Genomic DNA, 18,205 nt, shown 5'->3' on the forward strand with positions numbered 1-18,205 from the left:
CGCAGAGCGTCACGGGCTGCATTCCCACGCAGAGCGTGGGAATGATCAGTAGTCGTCGCCGAGATCGGTGATGTCCTTCTCCACCATCGGCGCATCCGGATCCTGCCCCTCAGGAAACTTACCCTTCAGATTCCACGCAAACGCAATGATCTCCGCAATCGTGCGATATAACTCCTGCGGAATACTCTCCCCCAATTCCATCCGCGCCAGCAGTTTCACCAGCTCGGCGTTTTCGTAGATGGGCACTTCATAATCGCGGGCGATCTTCAGAATGGCTTCGGCCAGTGCCTCGTCACCTTTGGCCGTGAGGGTAGGGGCGTGGCTGCCGTCGTATTTGAGGGCGATGGCTTGGCGGGGGGTGTTGGGGTTTCTCATGCGGTTTCGTCGACCCAGCGTTGTTCGAGACGGGTTTGAGTGCCTTGTGGCGGTGTGCCGAGGTGGCAATCCAGATCGCCGACATTCAGGCCGGACGCCAGCAGACGCTGGCGCAGTTCGGCCAGATTACGTTCGATCAGGCTGGCGGTGTACGGTCGTTCGGCCCACAGCTGGCTGGACAAGCTGCCTTTGATCAGTTGCGCCTGAATCTGCAGCGGGCCTAAAGGCTCCATGTCGAATGCCAACTCGACCCGCCAGAGCTGTTGCTTCGGGGGACGTTCTTCATTGCGTTCTTTTGGTTGTTCTTTCTCGGGGGCTTCTTCGCGCTGGAACTTGACCTGCAACGGCACGATGTCTTGCAGATTGCGCATCGGGATTTCCAGCTGCCAGGTGCTCATCAGCCGACCGTCGTCAGTGACGCCGGTCTGTTCCAGGCTCGACAGCTGATGACTTTGCAGGCGCGAAACAGCTGCTGCTGCCAAACGCAGCAAGTGCTCGAGATCGCCTTCGCCGTCCATGCTTTGTAGTAGGCGCTCGGGCAGCGGGAAGCTGGTTGGCTGCGGTTTGGCGCTGACCTGACCGAGCATGCCGAGGGCGTTGCGCACGAAGTTCGGCATGGCCTGGGCCAGTGTGTTGGCGGCAATGATCGCGTTGAGATTGGTGCTGGCCGGCAGGCCTGGGGTCAATTGTGCGATCAGCTTGAGCAGATCGCCTTTCATGTCCGGGGCCAATGTCGGGTTCTGACCGCTGAGCAGTTTGGCTTCAAGGAACAACCCGCTATTGGCCAGTGCCTGGGCCAACCCCTTAGGCGTACTGAGTTGTTGAACATCGGGCAGGCCGGCGAGCAACGTGTCGACGGCGGCACGCAGATCACTGGACGTCTGATTCGAAGACGGCAGGTTTTGCAGGAGTTTGAGTAGGCCATCCAGCGAACCCTGGCGGCTCTGTTGGCTGGCCAGTTGGTGGGTCACTGCCAATTGCTCCTGACGGCTGCTCAACGGCACGAACTTCAACGTCTGGGTGTCCTGCACCAGCGCGCTCAGCAAGGTGTTGATGCGCAGCGGCGTCGGGCTGTCGATGCTCAGGGTGCTGCCGCTCAACGCGGTGTTGAGCAAGCTCACCATCGAGCGAAACACCGTCGGCTGGCCCGGCACCTGCGGCATCACCTGAGAGGTCAGCACTTTGCCTTGCAGCAGGGTGCCAACGGGCAGTTGCGCCGTGTCGATACGGGTGAGGGTGGCAACGCTGGAGGCGATGGCCTGTTGCACGGTCACGGCCAAATTACCCGCCGACGGCTGAGTGATCGCCAGGCTGGTGCCCTGGGGCAGCGGTTGGGTGCTGGTGGCCTGGACCGTGGTCTGACGGCCGCTGTCGAGGGTGACCTTGAGCAACAGTTGAAAGGTTTGATCCGCCTGCTTGAGCGACAGCACTTCGGCCTTGGCGGTCTGACCGGCAGTGATCAGGCCTTCCATTGGCGTCAGCAGCTTGAGCAAATCGCCACTCACCACCAGCGGCCGCGAAGTCGCGGGCGTGGTCTGCGGTAGCGGGAGAATGTTCATTTCGCCTGTCATACGCGGTCACAACCTGAGGAAATTGCCCTCTTGAGAGGAGGGCATGGCATGTATAATGCCGCCCCGTTGCAACCGGAGCGCTGAAAACATTTCAATTACTTGATCCAGCTCCTTAGAAAGGGCCGCCAATGCATTTATCCTGCATCTCTTTAGCGGCCGTTCCGCTGCCGACTTGAACCGTAAAGGCCCGTGATCTCTTGACCAGTCCAGTCCTGCAAACCGTTGCCCTTGCTTGTGAGCGAGACCTTCGGCTGCTCTTCGAAAATCTCGAATTGAGACTGGCCAGTGGCGAAATGTTGCAAATCAGCGGCCCCAACGGCAGCGGCAAGACCAGCCTTTTACGTCTGCTTTGCGGCCTAATGCAGCCGACCGCCGGTCACGTGCTGCTCAACGGCCGGCCACTGAACGAGCAACGCTTTGAGCTGGCGCGCAACCTGCTGTGGATCGGCCATGCCGCCGGGATCAAGGATCTGCTGACGCCGGAAGAGAATCTGAGCTGGCTTTGCGCCTTGCATCAACCGGGCTCCCATGAGGCGATCTGGCAAGCGCTGACTGCCGTCGGATTGCGCGGTTTCGAGGATGTTCCATGCCACACGCTGTCTGCCGGGCAGCAACGCCGGGTCGCGTTGGCGCGGTTGTACCTGGAAAGCCCGCCGCTATGGATCCTCGATGAGCCGTTCACCGCGCTCGACAAACAAGGCGTGGCGCAACTTGAAGAACACCTGGCTGCGCACTGCGAGCGCGGCGGCATGGTGGTCTTGACCACTCACCACACGCTGACCCGGATGCCGGCCGGTTATCGCGACATCGATTTGGGGAATTGGGCCGTATGAGTGTTTTCGGCCTGTTGGTCGCCCGCGAGGCCCGTTTGCTGTTCCGCCGTCCTGCGGAACTGGCCAATCCGCTCGTATTCTTCGCGATCGTCGTTTCGCTGTTCCCATTGGCGGTCGGCCCCGAGTCTCAATTGTTGCAAACCTTGTCTCCGGGACTGGTCTGGGTAGCGGCCCTTTTATCGGTTTTGCTCTCGCTGGACGGGCTTTTCCGCAGTGATTTCGAAGACGGATCGCTTGAACAGTGGGTCCTTTCGTCGCACCCCCTGCCTCTTCTGGTTTTGGCCAAGGTACTGGCACACTGGGCCTTCTCTGGCCTGGCACTGGTTTTGCTCGCTCCACTGCTGGCATTGATGCTCGGCTTGCCAACCGCCTGTCTGCCGGTGTTGCTGCTTTCTTTGTTGCTGGGTACACCGGTGCTGAGCCTGCTCGGTGCGGTGGGCGCAGCCCTGACGGTGGGATTGAAACGCGGCGGCCTGTTGCTGGCGCTGCTGATTCTGCCGCTGTACATCCCGGTGTTGATTCTTGGCAGTGGCGCCTTGCAGGCGGCATTGCAGGGCATGCCGGCGACCGGTTATCTCTTGTGGCTTGGTAGCCTGACCGCCCTGGCGATAACCCTGACACCTTTTGCAATAGCCGCTGGCCTGAAGATCAGCGTCGGCGAATAATGAGGTCTGGTTATTTTTTAATCAGTAAAGACCCTTGGCTGCTTGTGATAGCGAGCAGCAACCGTGATGGAAACAGTAATGAACTGGACTTGGTTTCATAAGCTCGGCTCGCCCAAATGGTTTTACGGCATCAGTGGCAAACTGCTGCCGTGGCTGAGCGTTGCGGCGTTGCTGCTGATCGGCGTTGGTGTAGTGTGGGGCCTGGCCTTCGCGCCACCGGACTACCAGCAAGGCAACAGCTTTCGCATCATCTATATCCACGTTCCGGCCGCCATGCTGGCGCAATCCGTCTACGTGATGCTGGCCGTGTGCGGCATCGTCGGGCTGGTGTGGAAGATGAAGCTGGCCGACGTCGCCCTGCAGTGCGCGGCGCCCATCGGTGCCTGGATGACCGCCGTGGCGCTGGTCACCGGGGCGATCTGGGGCAAACCGACCTGGGGTTCATGGTGGGTCTGGGATGCACGACTAACGTCCATGCTTATTCTGCTGTTTCTGTACTTCGGTCTCATTGCGCTGGGCAACGCCATCAGCAATCGTGACAGTGCCGCCAAGGCCTGCGCGGTATTGGCGATTGTCGGCGTGATCAACATCCCGATCATCAAATACTCGGTGGAGTGGTGGAACACCCTGCACCAGGGCGCGACCTTCACCCTCACCGAAAAACCGGCAATGCCGGCCGAGATGTGGCTGCCACTGCTGCTGACGGTGCTGGGTTTCTACTGTTTCTTCGGCGCGGTGCTGCTGCTGCGCATGCGCCTTGAAGTGCTCAAGCGCGAAGCCCGCGCCAGTTGGGTCAAGGCCGAAGTGCAGAACAGTCTGGAGGCCGCGCGATGAGTTTTGCTTCATTCGGCGACTTCCTCGCCATGGGCCATCATGCCCTGTATGTCTGGTCAGCCTATGGCATTTGCCTGGCAGTGCTGGCCCTCAACGTGGCGGCGCCGATCCTGGCCCGCAAGCGGTATCTGCAACAAGAGGCGCGTCGTCTGCGCCGGGAGAACGGCAAGTGAATCCGCTACGCAAAAAGCGTCTTATCATCATTCTCGCGATCCTGGTCGGTGTCGGCGCTGCTGTCGGCCTGGCCCTGAGCGCCCTGCAGCAGAACATCAATCTGTTTTACACCCCGACCCAGATCGCCAACGGCGAAGCCCCGCAAGACACGCGCATCCGCGCCGGCGGCATGGTCGAAAAAGGTTCGCTGCAACGTTCCGGCGATTCGCTGGACGTGAAATTTATCGTCACCGACTTTAATAAATCCGTGACCATCAGCTACCGCGGCATCCTTCCGGACCTGTTCCGCGAAGGGCAGGGCATCGTCGCCCTGGGAAAAATCAACGCAGACGGCGTGGTGGTGGCCGACGAAGTGCTGGCCAAGCACGATGAAAAGTACATGCCACCGGAAGTGACCAAGGCCCTGAAAGACAGCGGCCAGTCGGCACCCACTCCCGTCAAAGAGGGCTAATTGATGACTTCTGCACTTTATGGTTCAGGGCTGTTCATCCCCGAATTGGGCCACCTGGCGATGATTCTGGCGCTGTGTTTCGCGCTGGTTCAGGCCGTGGTGCCGTTACTCGGTGCCTGGCGCGGTGATCGTTTGTGGATGAGCCTGGCCCAACCGGCCGCCTGGGGGCAATTCGCGTTTCTGCTGTTCGCCTTCGGTTGCCTGACTTACGCCTTCATGGCCGACGATTTCTCCGTCGCCTACGTCGCCAGCAACTCCAACAGCGCGTTGCCGTGGTACTACAAGTTCAGCGCGGTGTGGGGCGCTCACGAAGGTTCGTTGCTGCTCTGGGCGTTGATTCTCGGCGGCTGGACCTTCGCGGTGTCGGTATTCTCCCGACAATTGCCGCAAGTGATGCTGGCTCGCGTACTGGCGGTGATGGGCATGATCAGCACCGGTTTCCTGTTGTTCCTGATTCTCACGTCCAACCCGTTTGCACGGATCCTGCCGCAAATTCCTGCAGACGGTCGTGACCTCAATCCCTTGCTGCAAGACATCGGCCTGATCGTTCACCCGCCGATGCTGTACATGGGCTATGTCGGTTTCTCCGTGGCGTTCGCGTTCGCCATTGCTGCACTGTTGGGCGGTCGTCTTGATGCCGCGTGGGCGCGTTGGTCCCGTCCGTGGACCATCGTCGCCTGGGCCTTCCTCGGTATCGGCATCACCCTCGGTTCGTGGTGGGCCTACTACGAACTCGGCTGGGGCGGCTGGTGGTTCTGGGACCCGGTGGAAAACGCATCCTTCATGCCATGGCTGGTGGGCACGGCGCTGATTCACTCGTTGGCGGTCACGGAAAAACGTGGCGTGTTCAAGAGCTGGACCGTGTTGCTGGCCATCGCCGCGTTCTCGTTGAGCTTGCTGGGGACCTTCCTCGTGCGTTCCGGCGTGCTGACCTCGGTTCACGCGTTTGCGTCCGATCCTGAGCGCGGCGTGTTCATCCTGATCTTCCTGCTGTTTGTGGTCGGTGGCTCGCTGACACTGTTTGCCCTGCGCGCTCCAGTGGTGAAGAGCCACGTCGGCTTCAACCTCTGGTCCCGGGAAACCCTGCTGCTGGGTAACAACCTGGTGCTGGTGGTGGCGGCGTCGATGATCCTGCTGGGCACGTTGTATCCGCTGATTCTCGATGCGATGACCGGTGCCAAGCTGTCGGTTGGCCCGCCGTACTTCAACGCGCTGTTCATTCCGTTGATGGCGTTACTGATGCTGGTGATGGCGGTCGGCATGCTGGTGCGCTGGAAAGACACCCCGGTCAAATGGCTGTTCAACATGCTGACCCCGGTGTTGCTCGGCAGCGCCGCGCTGGCGGTGGTGGCTGGCGTCGCTTATGGCGATTTCAACTGGGCGGTGATCGCGACCTTCATGCTCGCGGCCTGGGTATTGCTGGCCGGCGTGCGTGACATCTTCGACAAAACTCGCCACAAAGGCCTGATCAAAGGCCTGCCGACGCTGACCCGCAGTTATTGGGGCATGCAGGTCGCTCACCTCGGCATCGCCGTGTGCGCCCTCGGCGTCGTGCTGTCGAGCCAGAACAGTGCCGAGCGCGACCTGCGTCTGGCACCGGGCGAGTCCATGGACCTGGGCGGTTACCACTTTGTGTTCGAAGGCGCCAAGCACTTCGAAGGCCCGAACTTTACGTCCGACAAGGGCACCGTACGGGTGATCCGCGACGGCAAGGAAGTCAGCGTGCTGCACCCGGAAAAACGCTTGTACACCGTGCAGAACTCGGTGATGACCGAAGCCGGGATCGACGCTGGTTTCACCCGTGACCTCTACGTCGCCCTTGGCGAACCGTTGGGCGACGGCGCCTGGGCCGTTCGCGTCCACGTCAAACCGTTCGTGCGCTGGATCTGGTTCGGTGGTCTGCTCACCGGTTTGGGCGGGCTGCTGGCGGCGCTGGATCGCCGTTACCGGGTCAAGGTGAAAAGCCGTGTGCGTGAAGCACTGGGCATGACGGGAGCCACGGCATGAGACGTTGGTTGATGCTGTTGCCACTGGTGATTTTTCTGGTGGTGGCTGTTTTTCTTTACCGCGGTCTGTACCTGGACCCCGCAGAGTTGCCCTCGGCGATGATCAACAAGCCATTCCCGGCGTTTTCCCTGCCAGCCGTGCAGGGTGACAAGACCCTGACCAAGGCCGACATTCTGGGTAAGCCAGCGCTGGTCAATGTCTGGGGCACCTGGTGCATTTCCTGCCGGGTCGAGCACCCGGTGCTGAACAAACTGGCCAAGCAGGGTGTGGTGATCTACGGCATCAACTACAAGGACGTCAACGCGGATGCGTTGAAATGGCTGGACGAATTCCACAATCCGTACCAGCTGGATATCCGTGACGACGCAGGCACCCTGGGCCTGAACCTTGGCGTTTATGGTGCTCCGGAAACCTTCTTCATTGATGCCAAGGGCATCATCCGCGACAAGTTCGTTGGCGTGATCGACGAACAGGTCTGGCGCGAAAAACTGGCGGCCAAGTATCAGGCGCTGGTCGATGAGGCCAAGCCATGAAGCGCTGGATAGCCGCCGCAGTATTGGGTTTGAGCATGGCCGGCGTGGCGCACGCGGCCATCGACACCTACGAGTTCGCCAAAGAAGGTGATCGTGAGCGTTTTCGCGAGCTGACCAAAGAGCTGCGTTGCCCCAAGTGTCAGAATCAGGACATCGCCGATTCCAACGCACCGATCGCCGCCGACCTGCGCAAAGAGATTTTTCGCATGCTCGGTGAGGGCAAGGACAATCAACAGATCATCGACTTCATGGTCGACCGCTACGGTGATTTCGTCCGCTACAAACCTGCTCTGAACGCCAAGACTGCTTTGCTCTGGTTCGGCCCTGCCGGCCTGCTGCTGGGCGGTTTTGTGATCATCGCCGTGATCGTCCGCCGTCGTCGCGTGCAACGCACTGACACCCAGGATGAGCTTTCTGCCGAGGAGCGCGAGCGCCTCGACCACCTGTTGGATAAAACCAAGAATGATTGATTTCTGGCTCGCTGCAGGTCTGCTACTTCTGGTTGCCCTGAGTTTTCTGCTGATCCCCGTTCTGCGTGGTCGTCGCGCGCAGCTTGAAGAGGATCGTACTGCCCTGAACGTCGCGCTGTATCAGGAGCGCGTGGCTGAGTTGCAGACTCAGCAGGAAGAGGGCGTTCTCGATGCTGCGCAAATGGACACCGGCCGCGCCGAAGCGGCCCGTGAATTGCTCGCCGACACTGAAGGCGCCGAGGCGCCGCGCGTGTCCCGTCTGGGCAAACCGTGGCCCTTGCTGGCGGCGATTCTGGTGCCGGTGCTGGGCCTGGGCCTCTATCTGCATTTCGGTGCCAGCGACAAGGTTGAACTGACCCGCGAATTCTCCCAGGCACCCCAGTCGATGGAAGAGATGACCCAGCGCCTGGAGCGTGCGGTCGCCGCTCAACCGGATTCGGCCGAGGGCTTGTACTTCCTGGGTCGCACTTACATGGCCCAGGACCGTCCTGGCGACGCGGCGAAGATCTTCGAGCGCACGGTGAACCTGGCCGGTCGTCAGCCGGAACTGTTGGGCCAATGGGCTCAGGCCCAGTACTTCGCCGACGGCAAGAAGTGGTCGGACAAGGTTCAGGCCTTGACCGATGAAGCCCTGAAAGCTGATCCGAAAGAAGTCACCAGCCTTGGTCTGCTCGGCATCGCCGCCTTCGAGAGCGAGCGCTATCAGGACGCCATCGACTACTGGAATCGCTTACTGGCGCAACTGTCGCCGGAAGACAGTTCCCGTGCCGCGCTGCAAGGCGGGATCACCCGGGCCACCGAGAAACTTGTCGCCAGCGGCGGCAAGGTTGCCCAGGCGCCAGCCGCCAAGGTTGCGGCGTTGCTCAAGGTGCGTGTGGATCTGGCGCCAGACCTGAAAGCCAAGGTCCAGCCGGGCGACAGCGTATTCATCTTCGCCCGCGCCACCTCAGGCCCACCGGCGCCACTGGCTGCCAAGCGCCTGACCGTGGCCGACTTGCCAGCGACCGTCGAGCTGGGCGACGCCGATGCAATGATGCCGCAGTTGAAACTGTCGAACTTCCCTGAAGTCCAAGTGGTTGCGCGCATCTCCCGCGCCGGCCAACCAACTGCCGGCGAATGGATCGGTCGCAGCCAGCCTCTGGCCAGCAGCACCACCGCGCCGCAACAATTGACCATCGATAGCCCGGATAAATAACAGGACACGCCAACATGACCGCCATCGCTCGTATCACCCTCCTCGGTCTGGTTTTGGGGTTAAGCGCTTGTGCGGTCCAGCGACCCGCGCCGACGTCGCTGCCGCCGATCCCGCCCTCGCAGCCCAGACCCACGCCTTCTACGGCACCCGCTCCGGGCAAACCGAGCATTCCGGCCAAGCCCGCCAAACCGTTGCCACGTACCTCCGCCAGCTTCGCGCCGCCACCGGGTGGCAACAGCCATTGGGATGCCAAGCTCGGCGTGTACGTTCTCGATGATCAGACCAACACCTTCTACCGCCAGCGCACGTACTATCGCTGGAATAACGGCTGGAGCCGGTCGATCAGCCCGAACGGGCCATGGGAGGACACCGATATTCAGGGCGTGCCGGGTGGGTTGGGCAGGCAGTTCGGGCAGTAAACAGAAACGGCGATCTAAGGATCACAGGGGTTGGTGTTGTTGGTTAGAACGCCGCTTTACCTATCGAAGCGCCACCGTCGACAAACAAGGTTTGCCCGGTAATAAACCCGCTCTGCTCGGACAGCAAAAACGCAATCGCCGCAGCGATCTCTTGCGGCTGCCCCAACCGACCCATCGGCACGCCGGCCAGATAACGTGCTTCACCCTCACTGCCCGGCGGGTTGTTGGCGCGAAACAGTTCGGTTTCGGTCGGACCCGGCGCCACGGCGTTCACCGTTACACCGGTTTGAGCCAGTTCCAGCGCCCAGGATCGCGTGAAGCTGATCAGCGCCGCTTTGGCCGCCGCGTACGCCGTGCGTTGGGTGATGCCAAGCACGGTCAAACTGGAAATATTCACCACCCGACCCCAGCCCTTGGCGCGCATGTTCGGCAGCAGTGCCTGGGTGGCCTGCAAGGCCGAATGCAGGTTGACCCGGATCACGTCGTCGAAGGTGTCGAGGTCGATTTCGCCCAGCACTTGTGGGCGAACCAGGCCGACGTTATTGACCAGCCCGTCGAACTCATAAGTCCTGGCCAGCTCCGCCAGCACTTCCTGCGTCAGTGCTCTATCGCTCAGATCCAGCGGAAACAGAATGCCGGGAAAGCTCAGGTCGGGCGATCGGGCAATCCCGACCACCCGATGACCCGCGCGGTCCAGGTACTCGGCCACCGCGCGGCCAATGCCTTTGCTGGCGCCAGTAATGAGAAAGGTACGTCGGGTCATTGCACACTCCTTGAAAGAACATGCCGCGGGTCAGGCGGCATTTGATCGTTAGCCGCGAATCGCATTCAGCATCGATTCAGGCTCAGGTCGCTGAGTGTAATCCGGGTTGACCTCGGTGTAACGAATCACGCCATAAGGGAATGAGGCGCCATGAATCACACTCTGTAAAACAACCGAGCGTCGCGTCCCGAACTTTTGTGCTTGAGTAAAGATAACTCTAGGGTTATTTTTAATCGGGCCTGAGCAAGGAGGCGAGTGGTGCAGAGCAGGCTATTGATCAAGGAGTTGGAGGAGGCGGGCTGGACGCCGGATCGGATTACCGGCAGCCATCACATCTTCACTCACCGATACAACCCATACACGATTCCCGTACCTCAATCCGAAAAAGGATTTACCGATCGGGACGGTCAAAAGCATCAGGAGGCGAGCCGGACTGTATTGCCCGGGAGCCAGTTACACAGGAGATCCATAATGCAATACCCAATCTGTATCGAGTGGGGCGACGAGAACACTGCCATCGGTATTCAGATCCCCGATATTCCAGGCGCCGTAACGGCCGGGGATACGTTTGAAGACGCCTATAACGCAGCGGTCGAGATTGCCCACATCCTGCTTCAGGAGATAGCGGCTGACGGGGAGTCGATTCCGATGCCTACTTCTGCGGCTGCTCATCGTGGACATCCAGACTTTGCCGACATGGGCTGGGGAATGCTGGAGTTGGACATCGCGCCCTATATGGGCAAAACCGAGAAGGTTAACGTGACGCTTCCTGGCTATGTGATCCAGCGCATTGACCGGTATGTGCGTGAGCACAATGTCAAAAGCCGCTCTTCCTTTCTGGCAGATGCGGCGATGGAGAAGTTGGTTCGGCACTAAGTGATATCAAGCCCATTGCCTTCGCGGGCTCCTAACCCTTGCCCGCGAAGCTATTGGTGGTCTATGCCGTCGCCAACGAACGCCTCTGCGAAACACTCAAGAACCGCAACAACGCCAACAGCGGAAATGCGCTACCCACCATCACGATCCATAACCAGCCGCCGTGTTCATACACCGCACTGGCCACTGAGGATCCAAACGCGCCGCCGATAAAAATGCTGGTCATGTACAGCGCATTCAAACGGCTGCGGCTTTTGGCGTCGAGGGCGTAGACCGCGCGTTGGCCGAGCACCATGTTCATCTGCACGCAGAAGTCGAGCACCACGCCGGTGACCGCGAGCGCGATGACGCTGAAGGCCGGGTGGACGAAGGCGGGCAGGAAGCTCAGGCTGGCAAACAGCAGGGCCAGCAACGAAGCGATGCGGGTATGGCCAGCATCGGCCAGTCGACCGGCAATGGGGGCGGCGATGGCCCCGATGGCCCCGACCAGAGCGAAGATCGCTATCTGGGTTTGCGACAAGCCATGATTGCGCGCCAGTTCCAGCGGCACGGCGGTCCAGAACAGGCTGAACGTGGCGAACATGCAACCCTGGTAAAACGCGCGTTGGCGCAATACCGGTTGTTGACGCAACAGGGTCCAGAGCGAGCCCAACAACTGACCATAAGAAGCGCTGTGATCAGGCTGGCGCTTGGGAATCGTCAGCGCCAGCACGATGCTGATCGCGGCCATCAACACCGCTGCAATCACAAACATCGCGCGCCAGCCGAAATGGTCAGCCACCACACTGGACACCGGTCGCGCCAACAGAATCCCCAGCAGCAAACCGCCCATAATCCCACCGACCACGCGGCCTCGAGACTCTTCCGGCGCCAGGTGTGCAGCCAGCGGTATCAGGATCTGCACCGACACCGAACTGAAACCCACCAGTAGCGAGATCAGCAAAAACACGTTTGGCTGATCGGTGAACGCTGCACCCAGCAGACTGGCAATCGCCACCACGGTGGTGATGATCATCAAGCGGCGGTTTTCCAGCAGATCACCCAGCGGCACCAGGAAAAACAAACCTAACGCGTAACCAATCTGTGTCAGCGAAACGATCAGGCTGGCCATGGTGCTGGTCAGGCCGATGTCGGGCGCGATCAGGCCGATGATCGGTTGGGCGTAGTAAATGTTGGCAACAATGGCGCCGCAGCAGAAGGCAAATAGTAGCACCATGCCTTTTGTCATTGTCGCGGCGCCGTGGGGTACCTGGGTTGCTGGGTTCATATCGGGTCTCGCTGAACAAAAGGGAATGCGCGCAGGCTAATGGGCTGACCGGAACGGCGGAAGAGGGGTTGGAGTGATAGCAATCATTCCTTTGCGGAATGAATGACGGACGTGTGCGATGTCCGTCGATGAACCTTGCGTCAAAAAAAAGGCGACCTTCTCAGGTCGCCTTGTTCATTGGGCTCAGGAATTACTGGCCGCTGTAGATCTGATCAAAGATCCCACCATCATTGAAGTGAGTCTTCTGCACAGTCCGCCAGTCACCAAAGGTCTTTTCTACCGACAGGAAATCCACTTTTGGGAAACGGTCGGTGTACTTGGCCAGCACCGCCGGATCACGCGGACGCAGGTAGTTCGCCGCCGCAATTTCCTGGCCTTCCGGCGACCACAGGTACTTCAAATACTCCTCAGCTGCCGCGCGGGTGCCTTTCTTGTCGACTGTTTTGTCGACCACCGACACCGGCGGCTCAGCTTCAGCGGAGACGCTAGGGTAGATCACTTCAAACTGGTCACGACCAAACTCACGCGCAATCATTTCCGCTTCGTTTTCGAAGGTCACCAGCACGTCGCCAATCTGGTTGGTCATGAACGTGGTGGTGGCTGCACGGCCACCGGTGTCGAGGACCGGCGCTTGTTTGAACAGCTTGCCGACGAAGTCTTTGGCTTTGCTTTCGTCACCACCGTTTTTCAGCACATAACCCCAAGCCGAGAGGTAGGTGTAGCGGCCGTTGCCCGAGGTTTTCGGGTTCGGCACGATCACCTGCACGCCGTCCTTGAGCAGGTCTGGCCAGTCTTTCAGGGCTTTCGGGTTACCTTTGCGGACGATGAACACGGTGGCCGAGGTGAACGGCGCGCTGTTGTTCGGCAGGCGGGTGACCCAGTTGTCCGGGACCAGTTTGCCGTTGTCCGCCAGGGCGTTGATGTCGGTGGCCATGTTCATGGTGATGACGTCAGCCGGCAGGCCATCGATGATCGAGCGCGCCTGTTTGCTGGAGCCGCCGAAGGACATCTGCAGGGTGATGTTTTCGTTGTGCTCGGCTTGCCAGTGTTTCTGGAAGGCAGTGTTGTAGTCCTTGTAGAAATCTCGCATCACGTCGTAGGAAACATTGAGCAGGGTCGGTGCGGCCTGAGCCACGCTGGTCAATGCCAGGCCAGCGGCCAGAAGTGAGGCGCCAAAGAGTTTTTTCACTGCGCATTCCTTGTTCTATAAAGTTTTTATGAGGCAATTTGCCAGCGACTATAGCCGGGCTTGCATAGTCCTTTAAAGATTAAAAAGCACTTTGCTTATTCCAGTTTCTTGTACAGTTGATTGCCGCATTGCGAGCAGAACGCCGCGCCGTGTTCGTGGCTGTTTTTCTTGCACACCGGGCAGTCGTGCTGCAGTTGTTCGCCACGCATGGCGTTGGCCAGTTCGGCGGTAAAAATTCCCGTGGGCACGGCGATGATCGAGTAACCGGTGATCATCACCAGCGACGAGATCACCTGGCCCAACGGCGTCTTGGGCACGATGTCGCCGAAGCCCACGGTGGTCAGCGTGACGATGGCCCAATAGATACCCTTGGGAATGCTGGTGAAGCCGTGGTCCGGGCCTTCGATCACGTACATCAGTGTGCCGAACACCGTGACCAGCGTGCAGACGCTGACCAGAAACACGACGATTTTCTGCTTGCTGCCGCGCAGCGCCGACATCAAATAGTTGGCTTGCTTCAGATACGGGCTGAGCTTGAGCACGCGGAAAATCCGCAGCATCCGAATGATCCGGATGATCAGCAGGTACTGCGCATCGGCGTAATACAGCGCGAGGATGCCGGGCACGATGGCCAGCAAATCCACCAACCCATAAAAGCTGAACGCATAGCGCAACGGCCTCGGCGAACAGTACAGCCGCAGGCCATATTCGATGGCGAAGATGACGGTGAAGCCCCATTCGATGTAGGCCAGCACGTCGGCATAGTTCTTGTGGATCGTGTCGATGCTGTCGAGCATCACGATCACAATGCTGGCGAGGATGATCAACAGCAAAATGCCGTCGAAGCGCCGACCGGCCTTGGTGTCGCTCAGGAAAATCATGACGTAGAGGCGATGGCGCCAGTCGTTGTTACTTTCCATAATGTCTTGCCCAGGCCGAAAATGAGAGAAGCCTGGGCGATTGACGAGGATTTCGCAAGCGGGACGCCGAGTACGCCATGTTCAGCCGGTTCTAGTCGTTCATGGCTTAAGAAATTGATTCTCTCGTCGATATATCGACTTCCCACAGAACAAAAGCCTTTATTTTGATGTGCGGCTTGGATTTCAGAACCACACGGAAGCGATATGGATAGTAAGTTTTTCAAGAAAAGCCTGCTGGCAATGGTTGTCAGCGCTTCGACCGCTCAGGTATTTGCCAGCGAGTACGATCTGAGCCAGGGTTTCAAGGACTGGACTGGTCAAACCCTTAGTGAAACCTTGACCCTGACCGGGCAACGAACCCGCCAGAGCAACACGGACAAAACAGGTGTCACGTTCTTCCAGAACACTGTCGCGGGCTCACTCATTAACCGGGGCGACTTCACTTTCGACGCTCAAGGCGCGACGGTGACCGGGATCGGACTGGATGTCAGTTTCCTCAACTCCAGCGGCAGCAACATCCAGGGTGACTTCATCAATGCCGGCAAGCTTTCTCTTTCCAACGTGAATAGCGCTGAGGGAATCGAGATCGCCAATGCCACTATCACCGGCAATGTCATCAACGCCGGGACTGTCTCCATCACCCAGGCATCGGGAGCCAACATCAATGGCGAGCCTGAGGGTATCTACCTCCATGGGACCACTATTGGCGGCGATCTGATCAACAGTGGTGTTGTCGATGTGCAGGGTAACTATGCCATGGGGCTGATTCTGGATTCCCATTCCGGGCATCCCGTGAGCATCGCCGGCAGGCTTCTCAACTCAGGAACGATTCGTGCCACGGGTCAGAGCGCGTCCGCTTTTCACGTCGAGACCCAAACCAGCGCGTTGAGGATCGAGAACAGCGGCACGATCATGAGCGTTGGCAAGAACTCCGAAGCTATCGGGTTTTTGGAGGGTTCAGTCGATTATTTGCTCAACACCGGGACTATTGAGGCATCGGGTGAAGACGCCGTGGGCATCAAGCTCGGCGGTGCCACTTTCACGCAGAATGCTGTGTCTGGCGCTCGGGGCATTATCAACTCCGGCAATATCACTGCGGACGGTGTGGCGATCCGGGTCGATGCGGACCAGACATCAGCGTTCGAGATCAACCAGCAGGGTGGCGAAATTCGCAGCAATCATGCGGCGGCCATCGATGGCGCAGGATTGGCGCAACTGAACTGGGCCGGCGGTGCGATCAAGGGCGATCTGCTCAACCTCAATGGGGTGAATGTCGCTGGTCAGGCCAATTACACCGGTAGCAAAATCGACAGCACGGTTTCCATCGTTTCGGGATCTCTAAACCTTCAGAACCCGGGGGTCGAAATTACCGGTGACCTGAACGTCGGTGCCAACAGTGGCATCGATATGTTGCTTTCGGATCGCGTCACACCCGGTACGCCTTATTTGACGGTGGACGGCAAGGCCACCTTCGCCCAGTCCTCCAGAGTGACGTTGAATGCCAAACCAGGTGATTTCACGCCGACCGCTGCCGGCACTCAATACACACTGGTCAAGGCCAGCAGCCTGCAGAACAACGGGTTGAGCGTCACCAGTTCGTCCTCGTTGTTGAACGTCGCCAGCTATACAACCGATGCCCAGACCGTCAACGCACTGGTCACACTGAAAAGTGACAGGCAGGTGGATGAAGAACAGGGGAGCATCGGCACCTCCAGCAGCACCCGCGAGATCCTCAATCGCTTCAAGAATGGCCCGCTGGGACAATTGAACAGTGATGATGCGGTCTTCAAAGCCTTTGCCAACGCCTCCTCCCAAGAGGAACTGGCAAAGCTCGGTGAGCAACTGGCTCCGGAAGTCAGCGGTGGGGCGGTCAATGCGGCAGTGTCGGGTCAGGCGATGATGAATGGAGCGATCGGCAACCGCGTGTCCGGTCTGCGCTCGGGGCTCTCATCAGGCGATTCGCTGGCAGATACCGGCGTATGGGTTCAGGGGTTGAGCAGCAACCAGGATCAGGACAGTCGTGATGCGGTCGCCGGTTATTCGGCCAACAGCAGCGGTATTGCCGTCGGGGCGGATGGCAAGCTGAATGCCAACTCCACCGTGGGTCTGGCCTATTCCTATCTGAACACTAACGTCACCTCCGATACCGGAAATAAAACCGATGTACAGGGCAGCGCATTGACGCTGTACGGTAGCTGGGATCTGCGCAACTGGTTTGTCGATGGCAGCCTCAGTTACGGGCGCAATGACAATGACAGCAAACGTTATGTCGCCGACAGCGTGGCCAAGGCCAGCTACAACAGTGACGCATGGGCACTAAGCGTCTTGAGCGGTTATACCTTCAAACTCACCGACCAACTGATTATCGAGCCGCGTGTCGCCGCGCGTTACACCAATATTCAGCTGGACAGTTTTAATGAGCATGGCTCTTCGGCCGCCCTGCACTCCAATGCCCAGCGCTTCGAAATTGGCGAGCTGGGTGCCGGGTTGCGAATGGCCGCTGACGTGCCATTGCTCAATGGCACCCTTACACCTGAAGCGAGCGTGATGGCTTACCATGACTTCATCGGTGACCAGATCAATCAGACCTCCAGTTTCACCTTGGGGGGCTCGCCGTTCATTGTCGCGGGAGCCAGTCCGGTGCGTGATAGTTATGAAGGTCGCATAGGAGTGAAGTATCAAATTGATGCTCTAACCCTGGGGACCCATTACAGCTATCAAGCGAAGACCGGTTTTAACGCCGACACCTTTACCCTTGAAGCGCGCTACGCTTTTTGATCGACTGGATTGCAACGGTTCGCGCTGGCGGACCGTTGCGTCTGACCAACAGATTAAAACCCTGTTTAAAGCACTGGCCGCCATCGGCTTCTCGCTCCTCGGGCTCAGCGGGTGCGCGGGTAAAGTCGATTTGCAGGCGGTAAGCCAAGGCACTTCGCTTACTCCTGGCACGCTTGATAGTTCACCTTACACACTCATGGCCTTGCTACCGCCACCAGGGGGCTACAAGCATCTGCGTGTTTACATTGAAGGCGATGGTCGGGCGTGGGCGACACGGTCTCAACCGAGTATCGATCCGACCCCTCGCGTGTCCTTGATGGCGAGATTGGCCGCTGGAGATCGGGGGCCCAGCGCCTATCTGGCACGCCCTTGTCAGTTCGTGACATCACCGGGTTGCAACACTGATTTGTGGACTTCCGGTCGTTTCAATTCATTGGTCATAGAGACCATGAGCGCCGCCCTTGATCGTCTGAAAAGTCGCTTTGCAGTGGAGCAGTTCGAACTGGTCGGATACTCGGGCGGCGCGGCGATTGCCTTGATCCTTGCGGGTTCTCGTAACGACGTAACTCAGGTGCAAACGATTGCCGGGAATCTCGACCCTGTAAAGTGGGCGAAGCTGATGCAGCTCGCGCCATTCTCGAAGCCGGTGACACCTCTGGAGTTTAGCGACAAGTTGCGTGCGCTCCCGCAACGCCATTTCATCGGTTTGAATGACAAGGTCGTGCCGCCTCAAATACTCCAGGTCTATACCACGCAGCTTCAGGGCAAATGCCTGGAAGTCGTCGAAACCCTTGCCACCCACGATCAGGGATACGATGAAAGTTGGGGCTCGCGGTCGGATCTGCCATTGGCTTGCGAGACTGACTCATTGCGCTGAATGCAGAT

Annotated in this window: 19 protein-coding genes and 1 pseudogene; 14 read left to right on the top strand and 6 right to left on the bottom strand. The window is 59.2% G+C overall.

What is annotated here, in order from left to right; genetic code table 11:
- Nucleotides 1–45: 45 nt before the first annotated feature.
- Both ACYZT0_RS04870 and fliK read right to left on the bottom strand, forming a co-directional pair.
- Nucleotides 46–375 carry an EscU/YscU/HrcU family type III secretion system export apparatus switch protein gene (locus ACYZT0_RS04870; protein ID WP_462044862.1) on the bottom strand — a complete coding sequence of 110 codons (330 nt, stop codon included), beginning with the start codon at nt 373–375 and terminating at the stop codon, nt 46–48.
- The gene (gene fliK / locus ACYZT0_RS04875; RefSeq protein WP_462044863.1) at nt 372–1,946 is read right to left on the bottom strand and encodes a flagellar hook-length control protein FliK; all 1,575 of its coding nucleotides are present in this window, start codon (nt 1,944–1,946) and stop codon (nt 372–374) included. The genes ACYZT0_RS04870 and fliK overlap by 4 nt, the downstream gene beginning before the upstream one ends.
- 197 nt (nt 1,947–2,143) lie before the next feature.
- Here fliK and ccmA point away from each other — a divergent pair, with 197 nt between their 5' ends.
- The 10 genes from ccmA to ACYZT0_RS04925 all read left to right on the top strand — a co-directional run bounded on the left by ccmA (nt 2,144) and on the right by ACYZT0_RS04925 (nt 9,527).
- Nucleotides 2,144–2,779 carry a cytochrome c biogenesis heme-transporting ATPase CcmA gene (gene ccmA, locus ACYZT0_RS04880; RefSeq protein WP_462044864.1) on the top strand — a complete coding sequence of 212 codons (636 nt, stop codon included), beginning with the start codon at nt 2,144–2,146 and terminating at the stop codon, nt 2,777–2,779.
- Nucleotides 2,776–3,444 (top strand): heme exporter protein CcmB, encoded by a 669-nt coding sequence (ccmB, locus tag ACYZT0_RS04885; RefSeq protein WP_090188533.1) that lies wholly within the window; start codon nt 2,776–2,778, stop codon nt 3,442–3,444. The genes ccmA and ccmB overlap by 4 nt, the downstream gene beginning before the upstream one ends.
- 78 nt (nt 3,445–3,522) lie before the next feature.
- Entirely contained in the window at nt 3,523–4,278 is a 756-nt protein-coding gene (locus ACYZT0_RS04890; protein WP_462033993.1) for a heme ABC transporter permease, read from the top strand.
- Entirely contained in the window at nt 4,275–4,451 is a 177-nt protein-coding gene (ccmD, locus tag ACYZT0_RS04895; protein ID WP_008145547.1) for a heme exporter protein CcmD, read from the top strand. Before ACYZT0_RS04890 ends, ccmD begins: the two co-directional genes overlap by 4 nt.
- Nucleotides 4,448–4,903 carry a cytochrome c maturation protein CcmE gene (gene ccmE, locus ACYZT0_RS04900; RefSeq protein WP_462044865.1) on the top strand — a complete coding sequence of 152 codons (456 nt, stop codon included), beginning with the start codon at nt 4,448–4,450 and terminating at the stop codon, nt 4,901–4,903. The genes ccmD and ccmE overlap by 4 nt, the downstream gene beginning before the upstream one ends.
- A 3-nt stretch (nt 4,904–4,906) precedes the next feature.
- Nucleotides 4,907–6,910, top strand: coding sequence for a heme lyase CcmF/NrfE family subunit (locus ACYZT0_RS04905; RefSeq protein WP_462044866.1), 2,004 nt, complete (start codon nt 4,907–4,909; stop codon nt 6,908–6,910).
- Nucleotides 6,907–7,443 (top strand): DsbE family thiol:disulfide interchange protein, encoded by a 537-nt coding sequence (locus tag ACYZT0_RS04910; protein WP_462044867.1) that lies wholly within the window; start codon nt 6,907–6,909, stop codon nt 7,441–7,443. Before ACYZT0_RS04905 ends, ACYZT0_RS04910 begins: the two co-directional genes overlap by 4 nt.
- Nucleotides 7,440–7,913 carry a cytochrome c-type biogenesis protein gene (locus ACYZT0_RS04915; protein WP_462044868.1) on the top strand — a complete coding sequence of 158 codons (474 nt, stop codon included), beginning with the start codon at nt 7,440–7,442 and terminating at the stop codon, nt 7,911–7,913. Before ACYZT0_RS04910 ends, ACYZT0_RS04915 begins: the two co-directional genes overlap by 4 nt.
- On the top strand, nt 7,906–9,108 hold the full coding sequence (gene ccmI, locus ACYZT0_RS04920; protein ID WP_462044869.1) for a c-type cytochrome biogenesis protein CcmI: 1,203 nt from the start codon (nt 7,906–7,908) through the stop codon (nt 9,106–9,108). The genes ACYZT0_RS04915 and ccmI overlap by 8 nt, the downstream gene beginning before the upstream one ends.
- 14 nt (nt 9,109–9,122) lie before the next feature.
- Nucleotides 9,123–9,527: a hypothetical protein gene (locus ACYZT0_RS04925; RefSeq protein ID WP_462044870.1), complete on the top strand. Its 405-nt coding sequence runs from the start codon at nt 9,123–9,125 to the stop codon at nt 9,525–9,527.
- Between the two features lie 43 nt (nt 9,528–9,570).
- Here ACYZT0_RS04925 and ACYZT0_RS04930 read toward each other — a convergent pair whose 3' ends face one another.
- Complete coding sequence (locus ACYZT0_RS04930; protein WP_462044871.1) at nt 9,571–10,290, bottom strand: SDR family oxidoreductase; 720 nt, start codon at nt 10,288–10,290, stop codon at nt 9,571–9,573.
- A 258-nt stretch (nt 10,291–10,548) separates the two neighbouring features.
- Between ACYZT0_RS04930 and ACYZT0_RS04935 the strand changes: the two are divergent.
- A pseudogene (locus ACYZT0_RS04935) lies at nt 10,549–10,762 on the top strand (type II toxin-antitoxin system HicA family toxin).
- The gene (locus tag ACYZT0_RS04940; RefSeq protein ID WP_462044872.1) at nt 10,762–11,166 is read left to right on the top strand and encodes a type II toxin-antitoxin system HicB family antitoxin; all 405 of its coding nucleotides are present in this window, start codon (nt 10,762–10,764) and stop codon (nt 11,164–11,166) included. The pseudogene ACYZT0_RS04935 and the gene ACYZT0_RS04940 overlap by 1 nt, the downstream one beginning before the upstream one ends.
- Nucleotides 11,167–11,227: 61 nt before the next feature.
- Here ACYZT0_RS04940 and ACYZT0_RS04945 read toward each other — a convergent pair whose 3' ends face one another.
- From ACYZT0_RS04945 to ACYZT0_RS04955, 3 genes are all read right to left on the bottom strand, one after another.
- A complete protein-coding gene (locus tag ACYZT0_RS04945; protein ID WP_462044873.1) occupies nt 11,228–12,433 on the bottom strand; it encodes an MFS transporter in 1,206 nt (401 codons plus the stop codon).
- 190 nt (nt 12,434–12,623) lie between these two features.
- Nucleotides 12,624–13,622 (bottom strand): sulfate ABC transporter substrate-binding protein, encoded by a 999-nt coding sequence (locus ACYZT0_RS04950; RefSeq protein WP_462044874.1) that lies wholly within the window; start codon nt 13,620–13,622, stop codon nt 12,624–12,626.
- Between the two features lie 95 nt (nt 13,623–13,717).
- Complete coding sequence (locus ACYZT0_RS04955) at nt 13,718–14,542, bottom strand: ion transporter (RefSeq protein ID WP_462044875.1); 825 nt, start codon at nt 14,540–14,542, stop codon at nt 13,718–13,720.
- 204 nt (nt 14,543–14,746) lie between these two features.
- Between ACYZT0_RS04955 and ACYZT0_RS04960 the strand changes: the two genes are divergently transcribed.
- Nucleotides 14,747–17,320, top strand: a complete 2,574-nt coding sequence (locus tag ACYZT0_RS04960; RefSeq protein ID WP_462044876.1) for an autotransporter family protein — start codon at nt 14,747–14,749, stop codon at nt 17,318–17,320.
- Nucleotides 17,298–18,197 carry an alpha/beta hydrolase gene (locus ACYZT0_RS04965; RefSeq protein WP_462044877.1) on the top strand — a complete coding sequence of 300 codons (900 nt, stop codon included), beginning with the start codon at nt 17,298–17,300 and terminating at the stop codon, nt 18,195–18,197. The genes ACYZT0_RS04960 and ACYZT0_RS04965 overlap by 23 nt, the downstream gene beginning before the upstream one ends.
- Nucleotides 18,198–18,205: the final 8 nt, after the last annotated feature.

It is taken from the genome of Pseudomonas sp. ZS1P83, assembly GCF_054897825.1.